Annotated in this window: 13 protein-coding genes and 1 pseudogene; 3 read left to right on the top strand and 11 right to left on the bottom strand. The window is 75.1% G+C overall.

The features are described from left to right. Positions 1 to 12 precede the first annotated feature (12 nt). Positions 13 to 117: pseudogene (locus MTO91_RS16110) on the top strand (MbtH family NRPS accessory protein); the annotation flags it as partial. A 232-nt stretch (positions 118 to 349) separates the two neighbouring features. Here MTO91_RS16110 and MTO91_RS16105 read toward each other — a convergent pair. From MTO91_RS16105 to MTO91_RS16080, 6 genes are all read right to left on the bottom strand, one after another. Then, the gene (locus MTO91_RS16105; protein ID WP_476651720.1) at positions 350 to 2,161 is read right to left on the bottom strand and encodes an ABC transporter ATP-binding protein; all 1,812 of its coding nucleotides are present in this window, start codon (positions 2,159 to 2,161) and stop codon (positions 350 to 352) included. After that, the gene (locus MTO91_RS16100) at positions 2,158 to 3,900 is read right to left on the bottom strand and encodes an ABC transporter transmembrane domain-containing protein (RefSeq protein WP_476651719.1); all 1,743 of its coding nucleotides are present in this window, start codon (positions 3,898 to 3,900) and stop codon (positions 2,158 to 2,160) included. Before MTO91_RS16100 ends, MTO91_RS16105 begins: the two co-directional genes overlap by 4 nt. A gap of 217 nt (positions 3,901 to 4,117) precedes the next feature. Next, positions 4,118 to 5,524: a uracil-xanthine permease family protein gene (locus MTO91_RS16095; protein WP_251782246.1), complete on the bottom strand. Its 1,407-nt coding sequence runs from the start codon at positions 5,522 to 5,524 to the stop codon at positions 4,118 to 4,120. Between the two features lie 128 nt (positions 5,525 to 5,652). Further along, positions 5,653 to 6,642 (bottom strand): ABC transporter substrate-binding protein, encoded by a 990-nt coding sequence (locus MTO91_RS16090; RefSeq protein WP_405416701.1) that lies wholly within the window; start codon positions 6,640 to 6,642, stop codon positions 5,653 to 5,655. Between the two features lie 106 nt (positions 6,643 to 6,748). Continuing rightward, on the bottom strand, positions 6,749 to 8,185 hold the full coding sequence (locus tag MTO91_RS16085) for a pyridoxal phosphate-dependent decarboxylase family protein (protein WP_405416703.1): 1,437 nt from the start codon (positions 8,183 to 8,185) through the stop codon (positions 6,749 to 6,751). 11 nt (positions 8,186 to 8,196) lie between these two features. Further along, positions 8,197 to 9,354, bottom strand: a complete 1,158-nt coding sequence (locus MTO91_RS16080) for a GTP-binding protein (protein ID WP_476651718.1) — start codon at positions 9,352 to 9,354, stop codon at positions 8,197 to 8,199. Positions 9,355 to 9,538: 184 nt separating this feature from the next. Here MTO91_RS16080 and trpS point away from each other — a divergent pair, with 184 nt between their 5' ends. Further along, positions 9,539 to 10,606, top strand: coding sequence for a tryptophan--tRNA ligase (trpS, locus tag MTO91_RS16075; protein WP_178373567.1), 1,068 nt, complete (start codon positions 9,539 to 9,541; stop codon positions 10,604 to 10,606). Here trpS and MTO91_RS16070 read toward each other — a convergent pair. Continuing rightward, on the bottom strand, positions 10,578 to 11,222 hold the full coding sequence (locus MTO91_RS16070) for an MOSC domain-containing protein (RefSeq protein WP_476651716.1): 645 nt from the start codon (positions 11,220 to 11,222) through the stop codon (positions 10,578 to 10,580). The two genes, trpS and MTO91_RS16070, sit on opposite strands and share 29 nt — an antisense overlap. A gap of 48 nt (positions 11,223 to 11,270) precedes the next feature. Continuing rightward, a complete protein-coding gene (locus tag MTO91_RS16065) occupies positions 11,271 to 12,782 on the bottom strand; it encodes a long-chain-fatty-acid--CoA ligase (RefSeq protein WP_476651715.1) in 1,512 nt (503 codons plus the stop codon). A 115-nt stretch (positions 12,783 to 12,897) separates the two neighbouring features. On the opposite strand from MTO91_RS16065, the gene MTO91_RS16060 reads away from it, so the two are divergent. Next, a complete protein-coding gene (locus MTO91_RS16060; RefSeq protein ID WP_476651714.1) occupies positions 12,898 to 14,139 on the top strand; it encodes an MFS transporter in 1,242 nt (413 codons plus the stop codon). Positions 14,140 to 14,215: 76 nt separating this feature from the next. Here the strand turns inward: MTO91_RS16060 and MTO91_RS16055 are convergent, their stop codons facing one another. The 3 genes from MTO91_RS16055 to MTO91_RS16045 all read right to left on the bottom strand — a co-directional run bounded on the left by MTO91_RS16055 (position 14,216) and on the right by MTO91_RS16045 (position 17,551). Further along, a complete protein-coding gene (locus MTO91_RS16055; RefSeq protein WP_476651712.1) occupies positions 14,216 to 15,751 on the bottom strand; it encodes an acyl-CoA synthetase in 1,536 nt (511 codons plus the stop codon). Positions 15,752 to 15,847: 96 nt separating this feature from the next. Continuing rightward, positions 15,848 to 16,192 (bottom strand): histone-like nucleoid-structuring protein Lsr2, encoded by a 345-nt coding sequence (locus MTO91_RS16050; protein ID WP_476651710.1) that lies wholly within the window; start codon positions 16,190 to 16,192, stop codon positions 15,848 to 15,850. 219 nt (positions 16,193 to 16,411) lie between these two features. Continuing rightward, positions 16,412 to 17,551, bottom strand: coding sequence for an MBL fold metallo-hydrolase (locus MTO91_RS16045; protein ID WP_476651709.1), 1,140 nt, complete (start codon positions 17,549 to 17,551; stop codon positions 16,412 to 16,414). Positions 17,552 to 17,592: the final 41 nt, after the last annotated feature.

The raw sequence follows: 17,592 nt of genomic DNA, 5'->3' as shown, positions 1-17,592 counted from the left end.
CCGGGGAGAGCCGTGTCCACGAACCCCGTCGACGCCCCCGAGGGCAGCTCCTACGCCCTGGTCGACGACGAGGATCGGCACTCGCTGTGGCCCGCGTCCGCCGAGGTCCCCGCCGGCTGAGCGGTCCCGCGCCGGCCGTCCCGCACCAGCTCAGGAGCGCCTCCCGTGACCCGGACGCTGCCGTCCCCGCCCGGTCCGCGCCCGGGACCGCTGCCGGACGGTGCGCCCGCGACCGGACCGGAACCGTTCGCCCGCCAGGTCGTGGCCCCGCCGGTCGCCGTGGCGGTGCGGTGCGGCTCGGGGGAGCACCGCGAGCAGTTCACCCACGCCGGGTTCGACGAGCGGGCGGTCACGCGACCCCACCTCGGTCGCCGGCGGGCCGGACCGGCTCACCGCGCAGGCCCGTCCAGGCCTGCCACAGCTGGGCGAAGCGGCCGCCGGAGGCGACCAGCTCGGCGTGCGTGCCGGTCTCCGCGGTCCGCCCGTCCTCGAGCACCAGCACGAGGTCGGCGTCGGCGACCTGGCTGAGCCGGTGCGCCACGACGACGGCGGTACGGCCGGCCAGCGCGGCGTCGGCGGCGCGCTCCAGCTCCGCCGCGCCGGCGCTGCCCGCCTCGGCGGTCGCCTCGTCGAGGATCACCACCGGCGGGTCGGCCAGCACCAGCCGGGCCAGGGCGAGCTGCTGGGACTGCACCACGGTCAGCGCGTGCCCGGTGTCCCCGACGACGGTCTCCAGCCCGTCGGGGAGCCGGTCCACCCAGGGCGCCGCGCCGACCGTGGCCAGGGCGGCGCGCAGGTCGTCGTCGGTGGCGTCCGGACGGGCCAGGCGCAGGTCCTCGGCCAGCGGCCCGGCGAACACGTGCACCTCCTGGGTCACCAGGACCACCGGCGCCCGCCCGGCGCGGTGGTCGATGCGCTCCAGCGGCACGCCGCCGATCTCGACCGACCCGGCGTCCGGGGTGTGCATCCCGGCGACGAGCTTGGCCAGCGTGGACTTGCCCGCCCCACTGGTCCCGACCAGCGCGACCCGGGTGCCGGGCGCCAGGTCGAGGTCCACCCCGGACAGTGCCGGGTGGCCGTCGACGTAGGAGTGGGTCAGGCCGCGCACCCGCACCCGCGCGTCGGCGGGCACCGCCGGGTCCGCCGGCGGTGCGAGCGGGTCGATCTCGGCGACGCCGACGATGCGCCGCAGCCCGGCGACCGCGGACTGGGCGGCGTCGAGCTGGAACAGCATGATGTTGATCGGCGTGAACAGGTTGATGAAGTACAGCGCCGCCGCGCTCGCCGTACCGATCGTCGTGCTGCCGCTGCCGACCAGCACGAACCCGGCGACCAGCACCCCGCTCAGACCGAGGACCTCACCGGCGTTGAGCCGGCCGAAGAAGCGGGTCTGCAGCACCACGAGCCGCTGCCCGATCCCGGCGACGGCCTCGGCGCGGGCACGGACCCGGTCCAGGTGGTCGTCGGTGAGGCGGAACGCGCGCACCGTGCTCACCCCGGCCGCGGTGTCGAGCAGCTGCTGCTGCTGGGCCCCGCCCGCGATGCGCTCGTCGTCGTAGAGCGGGCCGGAGTGGCGCAGGAACCAGCGGGCGGTGACCACCTGGATCGGCACCGCCAGCAGCGCGCCGAGCAGGAACCGCCAGTCCAGCGCGGCGAGCGCGACCAGGGTCAGGCCGATGATCAGCGCGGCCCTGGCGAACTCGGGCAGCGCCTCGCGCACCGCCTCGCCGACGACCTTGACGTCGTCGGTGACGCGCGAGGTGAGGTCACCGGACCCGGCCTGCTCCAGCGTGTCCAGCGGCAGGTCCAGCGCGCGGGCGACGAAGCGCTCCCGCAGCCGGGCCAGCATCGTCTCCCCGACCCGGGCGATCAGCGCGATCCCGGCGAAGGCGAGCACACCCTGGACGACCGCGACCCCGGCCAGGGCGACGACCGGCGCGGTCAGCGCGGGCGGCTCCGACCCTCGGGCGGCGAGGTCGACGATCCGGCCCAGCAGCGGTGCCGCGACCAGGCTCACCGCGGCCCCGGCGACCAGGGCGACGAGTGCGGTGACGGCGGTCCCGCGGCGCGGCGCCAGCAGCTCGCCGAGGACGGCGCGGGTGCGGCGCCCGTCGGCGACGGGCAGCAGGCGGGGGCCGGACGGCTCGGTCCCGGTGGTCATCCGGTCACCACCCTGCGGTAGTCGGTGTCGTCGGTCATCAGCTCGGTGTGCGTCGCGTCCGCGACGACGCGGCCCTCGCGCAGCACCACCACGCGGTCGGTGACCGCGAGCAGCGCCGGGCTGGTGGTGAGGAGCACGGTCGTGCGGCCGGTGCGGTGCTCGCGCAGCCGGGCCGCGATCTCGGACTCGGTGACGGCGTCGACGGCCGTCGTGGGGTCGTGCAGCACCAGGACCGGGGGGTCGGCGGCCAGTGCCCTGGCCAGTGCGACCCGCTGGCGCTGCCCGCCCGACAGTGAGCTGCCGCGCGAGGTCACCGGGGTGTCCGCGCCCTGCGGGAGGGCCTCGACGGCCTGGTCGGCTCGGGCCGCGGCCATCGCCGCGACCGTCGCGGGCCCCGGGGCCCGGTCGCCGGTCGCGGCGGTGACGTTGTCCAGGACGGTGCCGGTGAACAGGTGCGCGTCGTGCGCCGCGACCAGCAGCGTGGACCGGGTGGCGGCCGGGGCGAGGTCGTCGACGCCGGTGCCACCGAGCAGGATCCGCCCCTCGTCGGGTGCGACGTCGCGGGCCAGGCAGCGGGCGAGCGCGGTCGCCGCGGACGGGTCGGGGGCGACCACGCCGAGCAGCTGACCGGCGGGCACGTGCAGGTCGAGGCCGTCGAGCGGGCCGTGCCGCAGCCCGGCGACCGCCAGCGCGGCGGCGGGGTCCGTGGGGTCGGCGGTGGGGCCGGCATCCCGGCCGTCGCGACCGGGGCCGACGGCGGGCGGCGCGGAGAGGATCTCGGCGATCCGCCCGGCCGAGGCCCGCGCCTGGGCGAAGCGCGCCCCGGCGATGCCGAGGGTCTGCAGCGGCCCGACGAGGAACTGGGCGAGCCCGACCGCGGAGACCAGGTTGCCGACGGTGATGGACCCGTCGAGGGCGAGCAGACCGCCCACGAGCGCGATCACCGCGAGGAACAGGCCGTTCGCGAGCTGGACGGTGCCGAGGAAGCCGGCCTCGGCGCGGGTCGCCCGCAGCGTGGCGCCCAGGGCGGTGCGGCTGCTGGCCGCGTACTGCTCGGCGGCGGCGGGCCCGGCGCCCAGTCCCTTGAGGACGCGGATCCCGGACACCAGGTCGGCGGCGGTGCCGGCGGCCCGCGCGGCCCGCTCCTGCTCGGCGCCGCTGCGCCGCTCCAGCGGCCGGCCGACCCGGCCGATCAGCCACAGCAGCGGCGGGGTGCCGAGCAGGATGAGCAGGCCCAGGGGGAGCGAGATCCGCAGCAGCGCGACGGCGGCGACCACGAGCGCGGCCGCGGCGGCCGCGGCCGTGGGGATCCAGAAGTTCATCATCGCGACGCGCTTGGCGTCGGCCACGGCGATCGAGGTGATCGAGCCGGGCAGCCTCCCGGTCTCGGCGCCGCCGCGGTGGTCCAGCAGCCGGGCCGCCACCCGGGTGCGCAGCCCGGCGTCGGCACGCAGGTCGGCGTGCAGGGCCTGCCGCGCGCCGAACCGGTAGCTGTAGGACAGCATCGCGAAGTCCGCGGCCAGCACGAGCAGCCAGATCACCAGGCTGCCGACGTCGCCGGTCGCGACCGCGCGGTCGATGACGACGCCCACCAGGACCGGTACCAGTGCCTCTCCGACCTGGTGCCCGCACAGCAGCACGGTCGCCGCCGTGACCCGGCCGCGGAACGACCTGATGGTGCTGCGGACCACCTCCCGTGCGGTGACCTGTGTGTCACCGGTGCCCCTGCGCTCGGTCATGAAGGGAGGCTAACCTCACCGACGCGCGGCGATCAGGACGGTGGGTGTGGTCCGTCGCTCTCCGGGGCGCGCACCGTCCGTCGCCCGTCGTCGCTGACGGGCACGCCGACGTCGCCCGGGCCGACCGGGCCCGGCGCCGGCACCACCGCCGTGCGGCGGGCGTCCGGCGGCAGCGCGATCCGCTCGGCCCCGTCCGGCTGGGCGCGGCGGCCCGGGCTCAGCCGAGCGGCCCGCCGTCCCCGTCGCCGGAGGGGCGCCGGTCGGCGGGGAGCAGCGCGTGCAGGGCGTGGTAGCCGACGAGCACCACGATCGTGCCCAGCGCGATCCCGGACAGCTCGAACCCGCCCACCGACAGGCTCGCCCCGCCGATGCCGATGATCAGCCCGGCGGACAGCGGCACCAGGTTCGCGGCGTGGGCCAGGTCGACCCCGTTGCGGATCCAGATGGCCGCCCCGAGCAGCCCGACCATGCCGTAGAGGACCACGGTGAGCCCGCCGAGCACCCCGCCCGGCACCGCGACGATCAGCGCCCCGAACTTCGGGCAGAACCCCAGCAGCACCGCGACGGCCGCGGCCACCCAGTACGCGGCGGTGGAGTAGACGCGGGTCGCGGCCATCACGCCGATGTTCTCCGCGTAGGTCGTGGTGGGGGAGCCGCCGACCAGGCCGGCCAGCGTGGTGCCCGCGCCGTCCGCGGCCAGGGCCCGGCCCAGGTACGGGTCGAGGCGCTCGCCGGTCATCCCCTCGACGGCCTTGACGTGCCCGGCGTTCTCCGCGATCAGCGCGATCACCGAGGGCAGCACGAGGAGCGCGAAGGCGAACGAGAACGTCGGCCAGTGCCAGCCGGCGATCTCCATGCCGTCCGGACCGGTCTGGGTGGCGGGCGGCAGGCCCACCCAGTCCGCGGACCCGACCCCGGACAGGTCGACCCGCATCCGGGTGCCGACGTCCCCGCTCGCGTCGGGCGCGGTGATCGGGCCGGTCGTGGCGTCGAGCAGCAGCGAGAAGGCGAACCCGGCGACCAGGCCGATCAGCACCCCGATCCGGCCCCAGAACCCCGGCAGCAGTACCGCGGCGGCGATCACCACGACCATCGTCACCAGCGCGGCCCACTGGTCCTGTGGCCAGTAGACGGTCGAGGCGACCCCGGCGAGGTTGAACCCGATCAGCATGACGACGGCGCCGGTCACCGCGGGTGGCAGCAGCCGGGACACGACGCGGGCGCCGACCAGGTGCACGACCACGCCGACCAGCAGCAGCACCACCCCGGCGACGACGATCGCGCCGGTCACGGCCGCGGAGTCCCCGCCCTGGGCGCGGATCGCCGCGACCCCGCCGACGAACGACGCCGAGGACCCCAGGTAACTGGGGATCCGGCCGTGGGTCATCAGCAGGAACAGCGCGGTCGCGACGCCGGACATCAGGATCGCGATGTTCGGGTTCAGTCCCATGAGGACCGGGAAGACGAACGTCGCCCCGAACATCGCGATCACGTGCTGGCCGCCGAGGCCGACGGTGCGCGGCCAGGACAGCCGCTCGTGCGGGCCCACGACCTCGCCGGGCGGCGGGGCCTTGCCGCCGTGCACCACGGTCCAGCCGCGCCGTCGTTCCCGCGTCGAAGTCACCGAGCCCCCTCACCGTGGCCCGCCGCCCTGACGGGGCCGCGATCACAGTCGTCGGCGCGGCCGGGCGGGACAAGGGGTTGGGCACACCGGTGACGTGACGTTCACGGCACCGGTGCGCGGGCGCCGGCTCAGCTGCCGGGGGCCCGGCCCTGCAGCGCCGCGTCGAGCTGCGGCGCGACGGAGTCGATGGCGTAGGGCAGCGACAGCGGGCTGGAGTAGCCCAGCGCGGCGGCGAACTCGGTCTCGAACGGCCCGAGGTAGGCGACCCGGCCCTGCTGGACCGCCGGGATCGCGCGGAACACCGGGTCGGCCTCGGACTCGGCGCGCGAACGGCCCAGCACCACGAGCACGTCGCTGTCGAGGTCGCCCTGGCGCTCCAGCGAGAGGGTCTGCGAGTCCGGCCGGACGGTGAAGCCGAGGCCGGCGAAGATCTGGGCGCGCAGGTCGTCGGTTCCCATGTCGTAGGGGACGCCCTCGATGAAGAAGTCCATCTTCAGGTTCTTGCCCGCGAACCCGGGGTGGGCCGCCTTGGCCTCGTCGAACTTCGCGCGGGTCGCGGCGATGACCTGCTCGGCCTGCTCGGTGCGCCCGGTGGCCTGCCCGGTGATGCGGGTCTGCTCCTCCCAGCCCGCGGCGTTCGTGCCGTCGGGGGTGCCCTGGGCGACGGTCGGCGCGATCTGCGACAGCGCGGCGTAGGTCGCCTGGTCCATGAAGGAGTAGACGCCGAGGATCAGGTCGGGCTGGAGTGCGGCGACCTGCTCGACCGGGATCTGGGACCCGGTCAGCAGCTGCGGCTGCGTCCCGCCCAGTGCCTCCTGCGCCCAGGGGCGCTTCGCGTAGTCGTAGTCGCCGATGTTCTCGCGGACCCCGACCGGCTTCACGCCGAGGGCGAGGGCGAAGTCGGCGTCGTTGAAGCCGACGGTCACGACCCGCTGCGGCGCGGCGGGGATCGTCGTCTGCCCGAAGGCGTGGGTGAGGGTGACCGGGAACGCCCCGGTGGGGGCGTCGTCGGCGGGGGCGGGCTGTGCCGCGTCGCCGGAGCCCCCGAAGGAGCAGCCGGCCAGTGCCAGCAGCAGGACCACGCACGCGGCGAGCGCGCGGAGCAGGGGTCGGGGCATGGGGGCGGTCCTTTCGACGGGACCCGTGCGGGCGGGGTGCACCGGGCGCCGGGGGATCAGGTCAGTACACCCTTCTGGGTGGACAGGCGAACCTTACCCACGGCGGTCACGATCGGGCAGACAGGACATCCCACACGACGTCGAGGTGCTCGCGGCCCGTGGTGACCCCGCCGAACGCCACCCGCACCACCGGGTGTCCGTCGACCTCGGTGCCGGTGAGCAGCACCCGTCCGTCGGCGTTGGCGCGTTCCAGCAGCGCGGTGGTCGCGGCGTCGCCGGAGCGCGAGCGGAGGCAGACCAGGGACAACACCGGCGCGCACGCCAGCTCCAGGTCGTCGTGCCCGCGGATCCGCTCGGCCAGCTCGGCGGCGAGGTCGACGTGCCCGCGCAGGTGCGACCGCAGCCCGGACAGCCCCTGTCCGTGGAGCACCGCCCACAGCTTCAGCGCCCGGAACCGACGCCCGAGCGGGATCTGCCAGTCCCGGAAGTCCACGACGGCACCGGAGTCGGAGTGCGCGTCGCGCAGGTAGGCCGGGGTGATCGACAGCGCGGCCGGCAGCGCGCGGGCGTCGCGCACCCAGAGCAGCGAGGCGTCGAACGCGGTGAGCAGCCACTTGTGGGCGTCGGTGCAGAAGGAGTCGACGCCGGGACCCGGGCCCGGGTTCACGCCGTCGAGCACCCAGCGGTGCTCCGGGCAGAGCGCGGCGACGCCCGCCCACGCGGCGTCGACGTGCACCCACGCCCGGTACGGTCGCGCCGCCGTGACCAGCGCCGCGACCGGGTCGCTCGACCCGGTCGAGGTCGTCCCGACCGTCGCGCACACCAGCACCGGGACCAGCCCTGCGGCGACGTCCGCGGCCAGGGTGTCGGCCAGCGCGGCCGGGTCCATCGCCCGGGAGTCCGGGCTGCACGGGACGGTCCGCAGCCCGTCGGAGCCGAGCCCGGCCACCCGCACCGCCTTGGCCAGCGACGAGTGCGTCTCGGCCGTGACGTAGACGCGTTCCCGGCCGGTCACACCGCGCACGCGCCAGCCGGAGTCCGGGTCCGGCGCGGCCCGGTGCAGCGCGGCGGTCAGCGCGACCAGCGCCGCCGAGGAGGCCGAGTCCTGGATCGAGCCGCCCCCGCCGCCGTCGTGGGTGAACGTCTCGTCCAGCCCGAGCGCCCTGGCCAGCTGGTCGGTGACCGCCTGCTCCACCTCGGTGCACGCGGGCGAGGTCGACCAGAGCATGCCCTGCGCCCCGGCGCCGCCCGACAGCAGCTCACCCAGCAGCGAGGTCAGCGAGGCGTTCGCCGGGAAGAACGCGTGGAACCCGGGGTGCTGCCAGCGGGTGTCGGCGTCACCGGTGACGGCCTCGACCAGCGACGGGAACGCCGCGAGCGGCTCGGGGTCCTCGTTCGCCTCGCGGGGGAAGCGGGCCCGCACGGTGCCGGGCTCGACGACGTCGCGGACCGGGTGGCGTTCGATCCCGGCGCGGGCGTCGGCGACGGCGTCGACGAACAGGTGGCCGAGGGCTCGGAACTCGTCCGGGGTGAGGTCGGGCACGTGCCCGGACGCTACCCGGCCACGGGCGTGTGCTCGTGGATCCCGTGGTCGTGCAGGTCGTCGAGGTCCCAGGCGGGCAGCGGGTCGTCCAGGTCGCGCCAGGAGACGGGCCCGGCGAGCAGTTCGTCGTCGGTGAGCAGGGCCGGGTCGAGGCGCGCCGTGACGGCGTCGCGGGTCAGGCCGAGCCCGATGAACACGATCTCCTGCCCGCGCGGCCCGTCGAACGACGACCACGGCGCCGCCGGATCCAGGGCCATGTTCGGGCCGGCCTGCGACCACAGGCCGGCGACGTCGGGCCGGGTCGCCAGCCAGCAGAAGCCCTTGCTGCGCAGCAGGCCGGGCCATTCGCCGAGTGCGTTGAGCAGCCGGGCGGGGTGGAAGGGGCGTCCGGCCCGCCAGGTCACGCTCGCGATCCCGTACTCCTCGGTCTCGGGGGTGTGGCTGCCGTTGAGCTCCTGCGCCCAGCCGGGGGTCGCGGACGCCGCCGCGGGGTCGTAGCGGTGGGTGTCGAGCAGCTCGGCGACCGGCACGTCGCCACGCACCGCGCGGACCCGGCGTGCGCCCGGGTTCATCCGCGACAGCAGCGCCTCGATCCGGCCCAGCGCGTGCGGCGCGACGAGGTCGGTCTTGTTGAGCACCAGCAGGTCCGCGAACTCGACCTGGTCGGCGAGCAGGTCCGACAGGGTCCGCTCGTCGCCCTCGGCGGCCTGCAGCTCGCGGTCGGCGAGGGAGTCCTCGCTGGTCAGGAGCGTCTCGAAGGTCGAGGCGTCGACGAGGGTGACCATCGTGTCCAGCCGCGCGACGTCGGAGAGCGCGGTGCCGTCGTCGAAGGTCCACTCGAACGTCGCCGCGACCGGCATCGGCTCGGAGATCCCGGTCGACTCGACGACGACGTGGTCGTAGCGCCCCTCCGCGGCCAGCTCGCCGACCGTGGTCAGCAGGTCCTCGCGCAGCGTGCAGCAGATGCAGCCGTTGGTGAGCTCGACCAGCTTCTCCCGGCCGCGCTGCAGCCGGACCTGGGCGCCGTCGATGTTGACCTCGCTCATGTCGTTGACGACGACGGCGATCCGCCTGCCGTCGCGGTTCGCGAGCAGGTGCTCCAGCAGCGTCGTCTTCCCCGCGCCGAGGAAGCCGGACAGGATCGTGACGGGAACGCGACGGTCGGCCATACTTTCACGATAACCATTGTCGATAACGGCGGTGTAGGGTGCCCCCGTGCGCACCTCCCGTCCGGTCTGGTGGCGGCTGCTCCCTGCAGCCGCGTAGACGCACGTCACCGTCATCCCGGGCTGCCCGAGCAGCCCGGCGGCGACCGGTGTGTCTCGTGCAGCTCCCCGTTCCCAGGAGCTGATCATGGATTCCCTCGCCGCCACCGTCGCCCGGATGCCCGCGCTGCGTGCCGCCGTCGCCGCCGACCCGTCGTCGCACCGGGTGCTGACCGGGGAGCGGCCGACCGGCCCGCTGCACCTGGGGCACCTGGTGGGCACGATCTCCGAACGCGTCCGGCTGCAACGGTCCGGAGTGGACGTGCTGGTGATCCTCGCCGACTACCAGGTGATCACCGACCGTGACGTCGCCGACCGGCTGTCGGACCACGTCCGCGGCGCGGTGCTCGACCAGCTCGCCGCCGGGCTCGACCCGGACCGCACGACGGTGTTCGCCCACTCCGCGGTGCCCGCGCTGAACCAGCTCATGCTGCCGTTCCTGTCGCTGGTCACCGAGGCCGAGCTGCACCGCAACCCGACGGTGAAGGCCGAGCACGCCGCGTCCGGGCGCGCGTTGTCGGGGCTGCTGCTGACCTATCCGGTGCACCAGGCCGCGGACATCCTGTCCTGCCGCGCCGACCTCGTGCCGGTGGGCAAGGACCAGCTCCCGCACATCGAGCTCACCCGGGTGCTGGCCCGGCGCTTCGCCGAGCGCTACGGCCCGGTGTTCACCCCGCCCGAGCCGATGCTGACCGACACCCCGGAGCTGCCCGGGCTCGACGGGCACAAGATGTCCAAGTCCCGCGGCAACGCCGTCCCGCTCGGCGCGACCGCGGACGAGACCGCGGCGCTCGTGCGCCGCGCCCGCACCGACCCCGAGCGGCGCATCACCGTCGACCCGGACGGCAGGCCCGGGGTGTACGGGCTGCTCACGACCGCGGCCCTGTGCCTGGGCCGCGACCCGCACGAGCTGGCCGCGACCCTGGACGGGGCCGCCGCGCTGAAACGGCTCACCACCGACGCGGTCAACGACCACCTCGCCGGGCACCGCGCGCGGCGCGCCGAGCTGGCCCGCGACCCCGGGCTCGTCGACGACGTGCTGGCCCGCGGCAACGCCCGCGCCAACGCGCTGGCCGACGAGACACTCGACGCGGTCCGCACGGCCATGGGGATGCGCTACGGCCGGGTCAGCGCCGGGACGCGGTCCGCTTCATGACGGTCTCCCGGATCTTCGGCAGCAGGTGCTCACCCGCGGCCAGGAGGCCCGGGAGCCGGGCCGGCTCGGCGAGCAGCGCCCGGAACGCGTCGGCGACTGTGACGCCGTGCCCGGGCCGGTGCTCGACGGTCACGGCGTCGCCGGCGCGGATCTCGCCGGGGGACAGGACCCCCAGGTAGGCGCCGGGGCGGGCGGCTGCGGTGAACCGCTTCACCCAGCCCGCCCGCTCCAGGTGCGCCGCGAAGGTCCGGCACGGGATGCGCGGCGCGGTCACCTGCAGCAGCACCCCGCCGACCCGCCAGCGCTCGCCCAGCTCCGCGCCGCACACGTCGACGCCGCGGGTGGTGAGGTTCTCCCCGAACATCCCCGCCCGCAGCGGGCCCAGCTCGGCGGCGAAGGACTCCAGGTCCTCCCGGGCGTAGGCGTAGACGGCCTGGTCCGGGCCGCCGTGGTGGTCGGCGTCGCAGATCGTGTCGCCGGCCAGCCCGCTCGCCGCGGGCGCCGGGACGTCCACCCGGACCGGACCGGGTACCGGCCGCTTGTCGATGCCCGAGGCCCCCGCCTTGGCGAGGATCGGACGGGACACCCCGGTGTTCACGGACTCCACGACGGACACCCCCGCGACGCTAGGCGTCCCACCGCCGCCGACGCGAGCGGGTTCGTGTCACACGGACCCGTGGAGGCGGCGCAGCTCGGTCTTGAGCACCTTGCCCGACGGGTTGCGCGGTAGCACCTCCGCCAGCGCGAGCCGGCTCGGCTGCTTGTAGCGGGCCAGCCGGTCGGCGCACCACGCGGTGAGCGTGTCCAGGTCCGGCGGGGCGGCGGGGTCGGCGGGCACGACCACGGCGAGCGGGGTCTCGCCCCAGCGCGGGTCCGGCACCCCGACGACCGCGACGTCGGCGACGCCCGGGTGCGCGGCCAGCACCTCCTCGACCTCGGCGCTGTACACGTTCTCCCCACCGGAGATGATCATGTCCTTGGCGCGGTCGACGACGTAGTAGAAGCCGTCGGGATCCTCGCGCACCAGGTCTCCGGAGTGGAACCAGCCGCCGCGGAACGCCTCGGCCGTCGCCTCCGGGCGGCCCCAGTACTCCCGCATCACGGTCGGACCGCGGTAGACGATCTCGCCGACCTCGCCGCGCGGCACGTCGTTCATGTCCGCGTCGACGACCCGCACCTCGACGCCGACCATCGGCGTCCCCGCCGAGCCGATCTTGCGCACCGAGTCCTCGCCCCGCAGCGCGCAGGTGACCGGGCTGCACTCGGTCTGCCCGAACGCGGTGACCACCATGGCCTGCGGGAACGTGTCGATCATGGTGCGGATCAGCGTCGTCGACGCGGGGGCGGCACCCCAGGTGATCCGGCGCAGCGCCGACAGGTCCCGTTGCGCGATGCCGGGCACGGCGCAGATCGCCTGCCACTGCGCCGGGACGAAGAAGCACGACGACACCCGCTCCCGCTCCAGGGTGTCGACCGTCGCGACCGGGTCGAACCCGCCCGACGGTGGGATGATCACCCGGCCGCCCGCGATCAGGGTCGGGAGCATCCCGGACAGCCCGGCGATGTGGAACAGCGGAGCCCCGGACAGCGAGACCCGGTCGTCGCCCGCGGTGCCCAGGTGCGTGATCGACAGGAACGCGTGCAGCATCAGGTTGCGGTGGGTCAGCACCGCGCCCTTCGGGCGGCCGGTCGTGCCCGAGGTGTACATGATGTAGGCGGGCTCGTCGTCGGCGACGTCGTCGCCCCAGTCGCCGGGGTCGGTCCCGGCGAGCAGCGCGCCGAAGCCCTCGCCGAGGGTGAGCACCGTCCGCACCGACGGCGCCTGCTCCCGCGCGGCCTCCACGGTCGCGGCGAACCCGTCGTCGCAGAGCACGGCGGTGGGGGTGCAGTCGGTGAGCTGGAAGGCGACCTCGCCCGCGGTCAGCCGGAAGTTCAGCGGCACGCAGATCGCGCCGCGGCGCAGCACCGCCAGGTAGCTCTCGACGAGCTCGACGGAGTTGAGCCCGAGCACCGCGACCCGGTCCCCGCGGTCGACCCCCCGGTCGGCGAGCACGGTCGCCAGCCGGGACACCCGGTCGTCGAGCTGCGCCCAGGTCCGCGACGTCCGCGGGTCGGCGAGCGCCGGCCCGTCCGGTGTGGTCCGTGCGTGCCGCGCGACGACGTCCGCCGCGGTCATCCCGTGTCCCGTGATCGTGCCCACCGGTGGCCTCCCGAGCCTCGACTGCCCTGCCACTGTGGTCCCGCTCACCCCGGTGGGGCAAGATCACGGCCCGCCGTGCAGGGTGACGCCGGTGAGCACGACCCCCGACGGCAGCGGTCCCGACGGAGCCGACCCCGAGGGCGCCGATCCCGGCGGTGCCGTCCCCGACGGCACCCGGCGGCTCCGGCTGCTGCAGCTGGCGTCGCTGACCAGCACCGTCGACCGGTTCGCGATCGCCCCGCTGCTGGTCCCGATCGCCGCGTCGTTCTCGGCGCCGCTGGCCGCGGCGGCCGGCGCGGCCGGGGGCTACTTCCTCGCCTACGGCCTCATGCAGGTCGTGTGGGGGGTGCTGTCCGACCGGATCGGCCGGGTCCGGGTGATGCGCCTGGCCCTGGTCGGCGCGGTGCTGGGCGGGGTCGCCTCGGTGCTGGCGCCGACCCTCGCGGTGCTGGTCGCCGCCCGGGTCGTCACCGGCGCGTGCACGGCGGCGCTGATCCCGGCGGCGCTGGTGTACGTCGGTGACACCTGGCCCGCCGCGGTCCGGCAGCGGCCCCTGTCGGACCTGCTCGCGGCGACCGCGCTCGGCACCGCCGTCGCCACGGCCGGGGCGGGCCTGCTGGCCGACCTGGCCGGGTGGCGCGTCGTCCTCGGTACGACGGCGGCCGGCTGCGCGGTGCTGTTCGTCGCGCTGCGGGCGCTGCCCGAACCCGACGGCGCCCGCACCACCTCGCGCGGGATCGTCGACGCGGTGCTCCGCCCGCTGGCCACGGTCGCCGGGAACCGCTGGGCGCGGCTGGTCCTGGTGCTCGCCTTCGTCGAGGGCGCCGTCGTGCTCGGGGTGCTGACCTACCTGGCCCCGTCGCTGCAGGCCGGGGGCAGCTCCGCCGCGCTGGCCGGGCTCGCCGCCGGGGGCTACGGCGTCGGCGCGGTGCTGTTCTCCCGGGTCGTGCGACGCCTGGTCGGGCGCCTGCGACCGGCCGCGCTGGCCGCCGTCGGCGGCGGGTTCCTCGTCGTCGCCTGGGTGTTCCCGCTGGTCGTCGTGCACCCGGTGACGATCGCCGCGGCCGGGCTCTGCCTGGGCGGGGCGTGGGCGTTCCTGCACTCGACCCTGCAGACCTGGGCGACCGAGGTCGTCCCGCAGGCCCGCGCGACCGCCGTCGCGCTGTTCGCGACGCTGCTGTTCCTGGGCAGCTCGGCCGGCACCGCGCTGGGTGCCCCGCTCGCCGATGCCGGGCGCTTCGCCCCGCTGTTCGCTGCCGCCCTGGTGGCCTCGGTGCCGCTCGCGCTGGTCGCCGCCCGTACCCGCGCCCGCTACGCCCGCCGGGCCACCTGACCCGCGCTGTGTGCTCCCAGGGTCACTTTCGTGGCTTAGAGCGCCACGAAAGTGACCCTGGGAGCACGGTGGGGCGTCACACGTAGCGGTCGCGCAGCTCCCGCTTGACCAGCTTGCCGGTGGGGGTGCGCGGCAGGAAGTCGGTGAAGTCCACCGACGACGGCGCCTTGTAGTGCGCGATCCGCTCCCGCACGAAGTCGATCAGCTCGCGCTCCAGCTCCGGGCCGGCGTCGACGCCCTCCGGGGGCTGGACGACGGCCTTGACCTTCTCGCCCATCTCGTCGTCGGGCACCCCGATGACGGCGACGTCGAGCACCTTCGGGTGCAGCGCGAGGGCGTCCTCGACCTCCTGCGGGTAGATGTTCACCCCGCCCGAGATGATCATGAACGCCTTGCGGTCGGTGAGGAAGAGGTAGCCGTCCTCGTCGAGGTAGCCCAGATCCCCGGTGGTGGTCCAGCTCTCGTGCTCGGGGTGGGTCGCGGCGAGGGTCTTGCCCGGGTCGTTGTGGTACTCGAACGGCCGGACGTCGCGCTCGAAGTAGACCGTCCCGATCTCGCCAGGGGCCAGGACGGCGCCGGTGTCGTCGGCGATCCGGATGGTGCCGAGCCCGGCGCGCCCGACCGAGCCGGGACGCTCGCTCCACTGCGCCGAGTCGATGAAGGTGATGCCGTTGGACTCGGTCGCGGCGTAGTACTCGTGCAGGACCGGACCCCACCAGTCGATCATCGCCTGCTTGACGTCCACCGGGCACGGCGCGGCCGCGTGGATCGCGACCCGCATCGAGGACACGTCGTAGGAGGCGCGGACGGACTCCGGGAGCTTGAGCATCCGCACGAACATCGTCGGCACCCACTGCGAGTGGGTGGCCGAGTACCGCTGGATCAGCTCCAGGGCCTTCTCGGGGTCGAAGCGCTCCATCACCACGACGGTGCCGCCGAGCGCCTGCACCGTGGCGGTGAACCGCAGCGGCGCGGCGTGGTAGAGCGGGGCCGGGTTCAGGTAGACGGTGTCGGTGTCGAAGCCGTACATCGACCCGAACAGGGCCTGGTAGGTGTCGCCCGGCTCGTCGACCTGCCGGTCGGGCAGCGTCGGCTTGATGCCCTTGGGGCGGCCGGTGGTGCCCGACGAGTAGAGCATGTCCGCCCCGCGCGGCTGGTCGGCCGGCGGCTCGGCCGGCACCGCGGCGAGGGTCTCGTCGTAGGCGGCGTAGCGCGACGCCCCGGGGATCTCACCGCCGAAGGCCAGCCGCACCGGGGTGTCGACGTGGTCCTCGATCGCCGCGGCCAGACCGGCGACACCGGCCGAGACGACGAGCGCCTTCGCGCCGCAGTCCCGCACGATGTAGGCGGCCTCGGGCGCGGAGAGGTGGTGGTTCACCGCGGTGATGTAGAGCCCCGACCGCTGGGCGGCCCAGTAGACCTCGTAGACCCGCGCGGTGTTCTCCGCGACGAGCGCGACGACGTCGCCCCGCTGCAGACCGGCCGCACGCAGGTGGTTCGCGAGCCGGGCGGACCCCTCCTCCAGCTCACGGAAGGTCAGGGTCTCGCCCGAGCCCCCCATGATCACGGCCGGCTTGTCGGGGGTCGTGGCGGCGTGCGTGCCTGGGTACATCGGGGCCTCTCCGTCGGGGCGCGCCGCGGATCGCCCGGCGCACGTCTCTGGTCGGCCCGATCCTGCCATCCGGGGCGACCCCGGCGGCGGCAGCGGTCAGGAGTGCGCGTTCTGATAGGCCTCGAGAACCGAGGACGGGATACGCCCGCGCTCGGAGATCTTCATGCCCTGGGCAACCGCCCATTCCCGCACGGCGCGGTTCGCGGCGCGTTCCGAGGAGCTGGAACCGTTCGACGACGAGGTGCCGGAAGCGGGACTGCGCCGACCCGACCCGCGACGGGCGGCCGCGACGTAGGGCGCCAACGATTCCCGCAGCTTCTCGGCATTCTCGGTGGACAGGTCGATCTCGTAGGCGCGGCCGTCGACGGAGAACTCCACCTGCTCGTCGGCGTCGGTGCCGTCGAGGTCGTCGACCAGTGTGATGGTCGTCTGCTGCGCCACGTCGTCATTCCTTCCACGGGGGAATCACCGGATCGGCCGGAGACGGGAATCGCCCGGTCGGAGCCGGAACCGATTCTTCGGGCAGAACGATAAAGGATGCCGAACCGACCTGTCGAACCCCTGCCCGGAAATAGTCCGGCGCCGTCGTTTCGGGTCGGGGGATACGGCGTCCGGGCGACGGGAATGGGCGAAAAGGGTCAGTGGTGAACGTGACGTGAATCAGCGCGCGGTCGGCCACCACGGTTCGGTGGGAACCGCGGCGCGAGCCTCGTCGACGGTCGTGACGCCGGTCAGGTCGATCCGCTCGCCCGGGCGCGGCAGGGCCAGGACCACGTCCTGGTCGGCGGCGGCCTTGCGGGCCCGCTCAGCGGGCTCGTCCCACGGATGGAAGCCCAGGTTGAACGTCGCCCAGTGGATCGGCAGCAGCACCCGGCCGCCCAGCTCGCGGTGCGCGGCGACGGCCTGCTCCGGGTCGGCGTGGATGTCGGGCCACAGGTCGGCGTAGGCGCCGATCGGCAGCACCGTCAGGTCGAACGGGCCGTGTGCGGCCCCGGTACGCGCGTGCGCCCGGGTGGCGCCGGTGTCCCCGCCCAGGTAGGCGGTGTGCCGCGGCCCCGCGACCTTCCAGGCGGCCCACAGCGTCGTGTTGCGGCGCAGCCCGCGCCCGGAGAAGTGCCGGGTCTCCAGGCAGGTCAGCTCCAGGCCGGCGACGGTCACCACGCCCTCCCAATCGCGCTCGACGACCCGGTGCCCGGGCACGCCCCAGGCCCGCAGGTGCGCGCCCACCCCGAGCGGGCCGACGAACACCGCGGAGGTGTCGCGGGCCAGCGCGGTGACCGTCGGACGGTCGAGGTGGTCGTAGTGGTCGTGGCTGATCACGACGACGTCCGGGGACCCCAGCGCGGACAGCGGCCCGACGGGCGGGTGCAGGCGGCGCGGCCCGAAGCGCGGCACGGGGGAGGCGTACTCCGACCAGACAGGGTCGGCCAGGACCCGTCGGCCGTCGATCTCCAGCAGGACCCCGGCGTGACCCAGCCAGGTCACCGCCAGCCCGGCGGGTTCGTCGGGGGTCCGCAGCGACGCGAGCGGCACCGTGGCCGGCGCGACGCCCTCGGACCGGCGGCCCACCAGCATGTTCAGGATCATCCTGGCGGAGGCCTTGGCCCGCGGCAGACCCGGCTCGGTGTTGGCGAACACGCCGTCGACGGCGTTCGGCGACCCGGAGGCGATCCGGTGGAGCTCGGCCGCGCGGGCCCCCATGTTGCGGCGCACGTGCACGCCGAGCGCGGCGAGGGCCCCGGTCAGGGCGAGCGGGACGGACAGGACGGCCGCGGTCGGGACGCGCTTGCTGCGGGACACGATCACCACAGTACGAACGGCCGGGCCCGCTCCCCACCTAC

Source organism: Pseudonocardia sp. 2-7 (assembly GCF_056341085.1).
Note: the sequence above shows the minus strand (reverse complement) of the source record. Positions and strands in the feature narration are given on the sequence as shown.

What these genes read in the sequence shown, in the direction of transcription:
- MTO91_RS16105 (WP_476651720.1), bottom strand. Translation starts at nt 2,161, where the DNA reads ATGACCACCGGGACCGAGCCGTCCGGCCCCCGCCTGCTGCCCGTCGCC.
- MTO91_RS16100 (WP_476651719.1), bottom strand. Translation starts at nt 3,900, where the DNA reads ATGACCGAGCGCAGGGGCACCGGTGACACACAGGTCACCGCACGGGAG.
- MTO91_RS16090 (WP_405416701.1), bottom strand. Translation starts at nt 6,642, where the DNA reads ATGCCCCGACCCCTGCTCCGCGCGCTCGCCGCGTGCGTGGTCCTGCTG.
- MTO91_RS16080 (WP_476651718.1), bottom strand. Translation starts at nt 9,354, where the DNA reads ATGGCCGACCGTCGCGTTCCCGTCACGATCCTGTCCGGCTTCCTCGGC.
- trpS (WP_178373567.1), top strand. Translation starts at nt 9,539, where the DNA reads ATGGATTCCCTCGCCGCCACCGTCGCCCGGATGCCCGCGCTGCGTGCC.
- MTO91_RS16065 (WP_476651715.1), bottom strand. Translation starts at nt 12,782, where the DNA reads ATGACCGCGGCGGACGTCGTCGCGCGGCACGCACGGACCACACCGGAC.
- MTO91_RS16055 (WP_476651712.1), bottom strand. Translation starts at nt 15,751, where the DNA reads ATGTACCCAGGCACGCACGCCGCCACGACCCCCGACAAGCCGGCCGTG.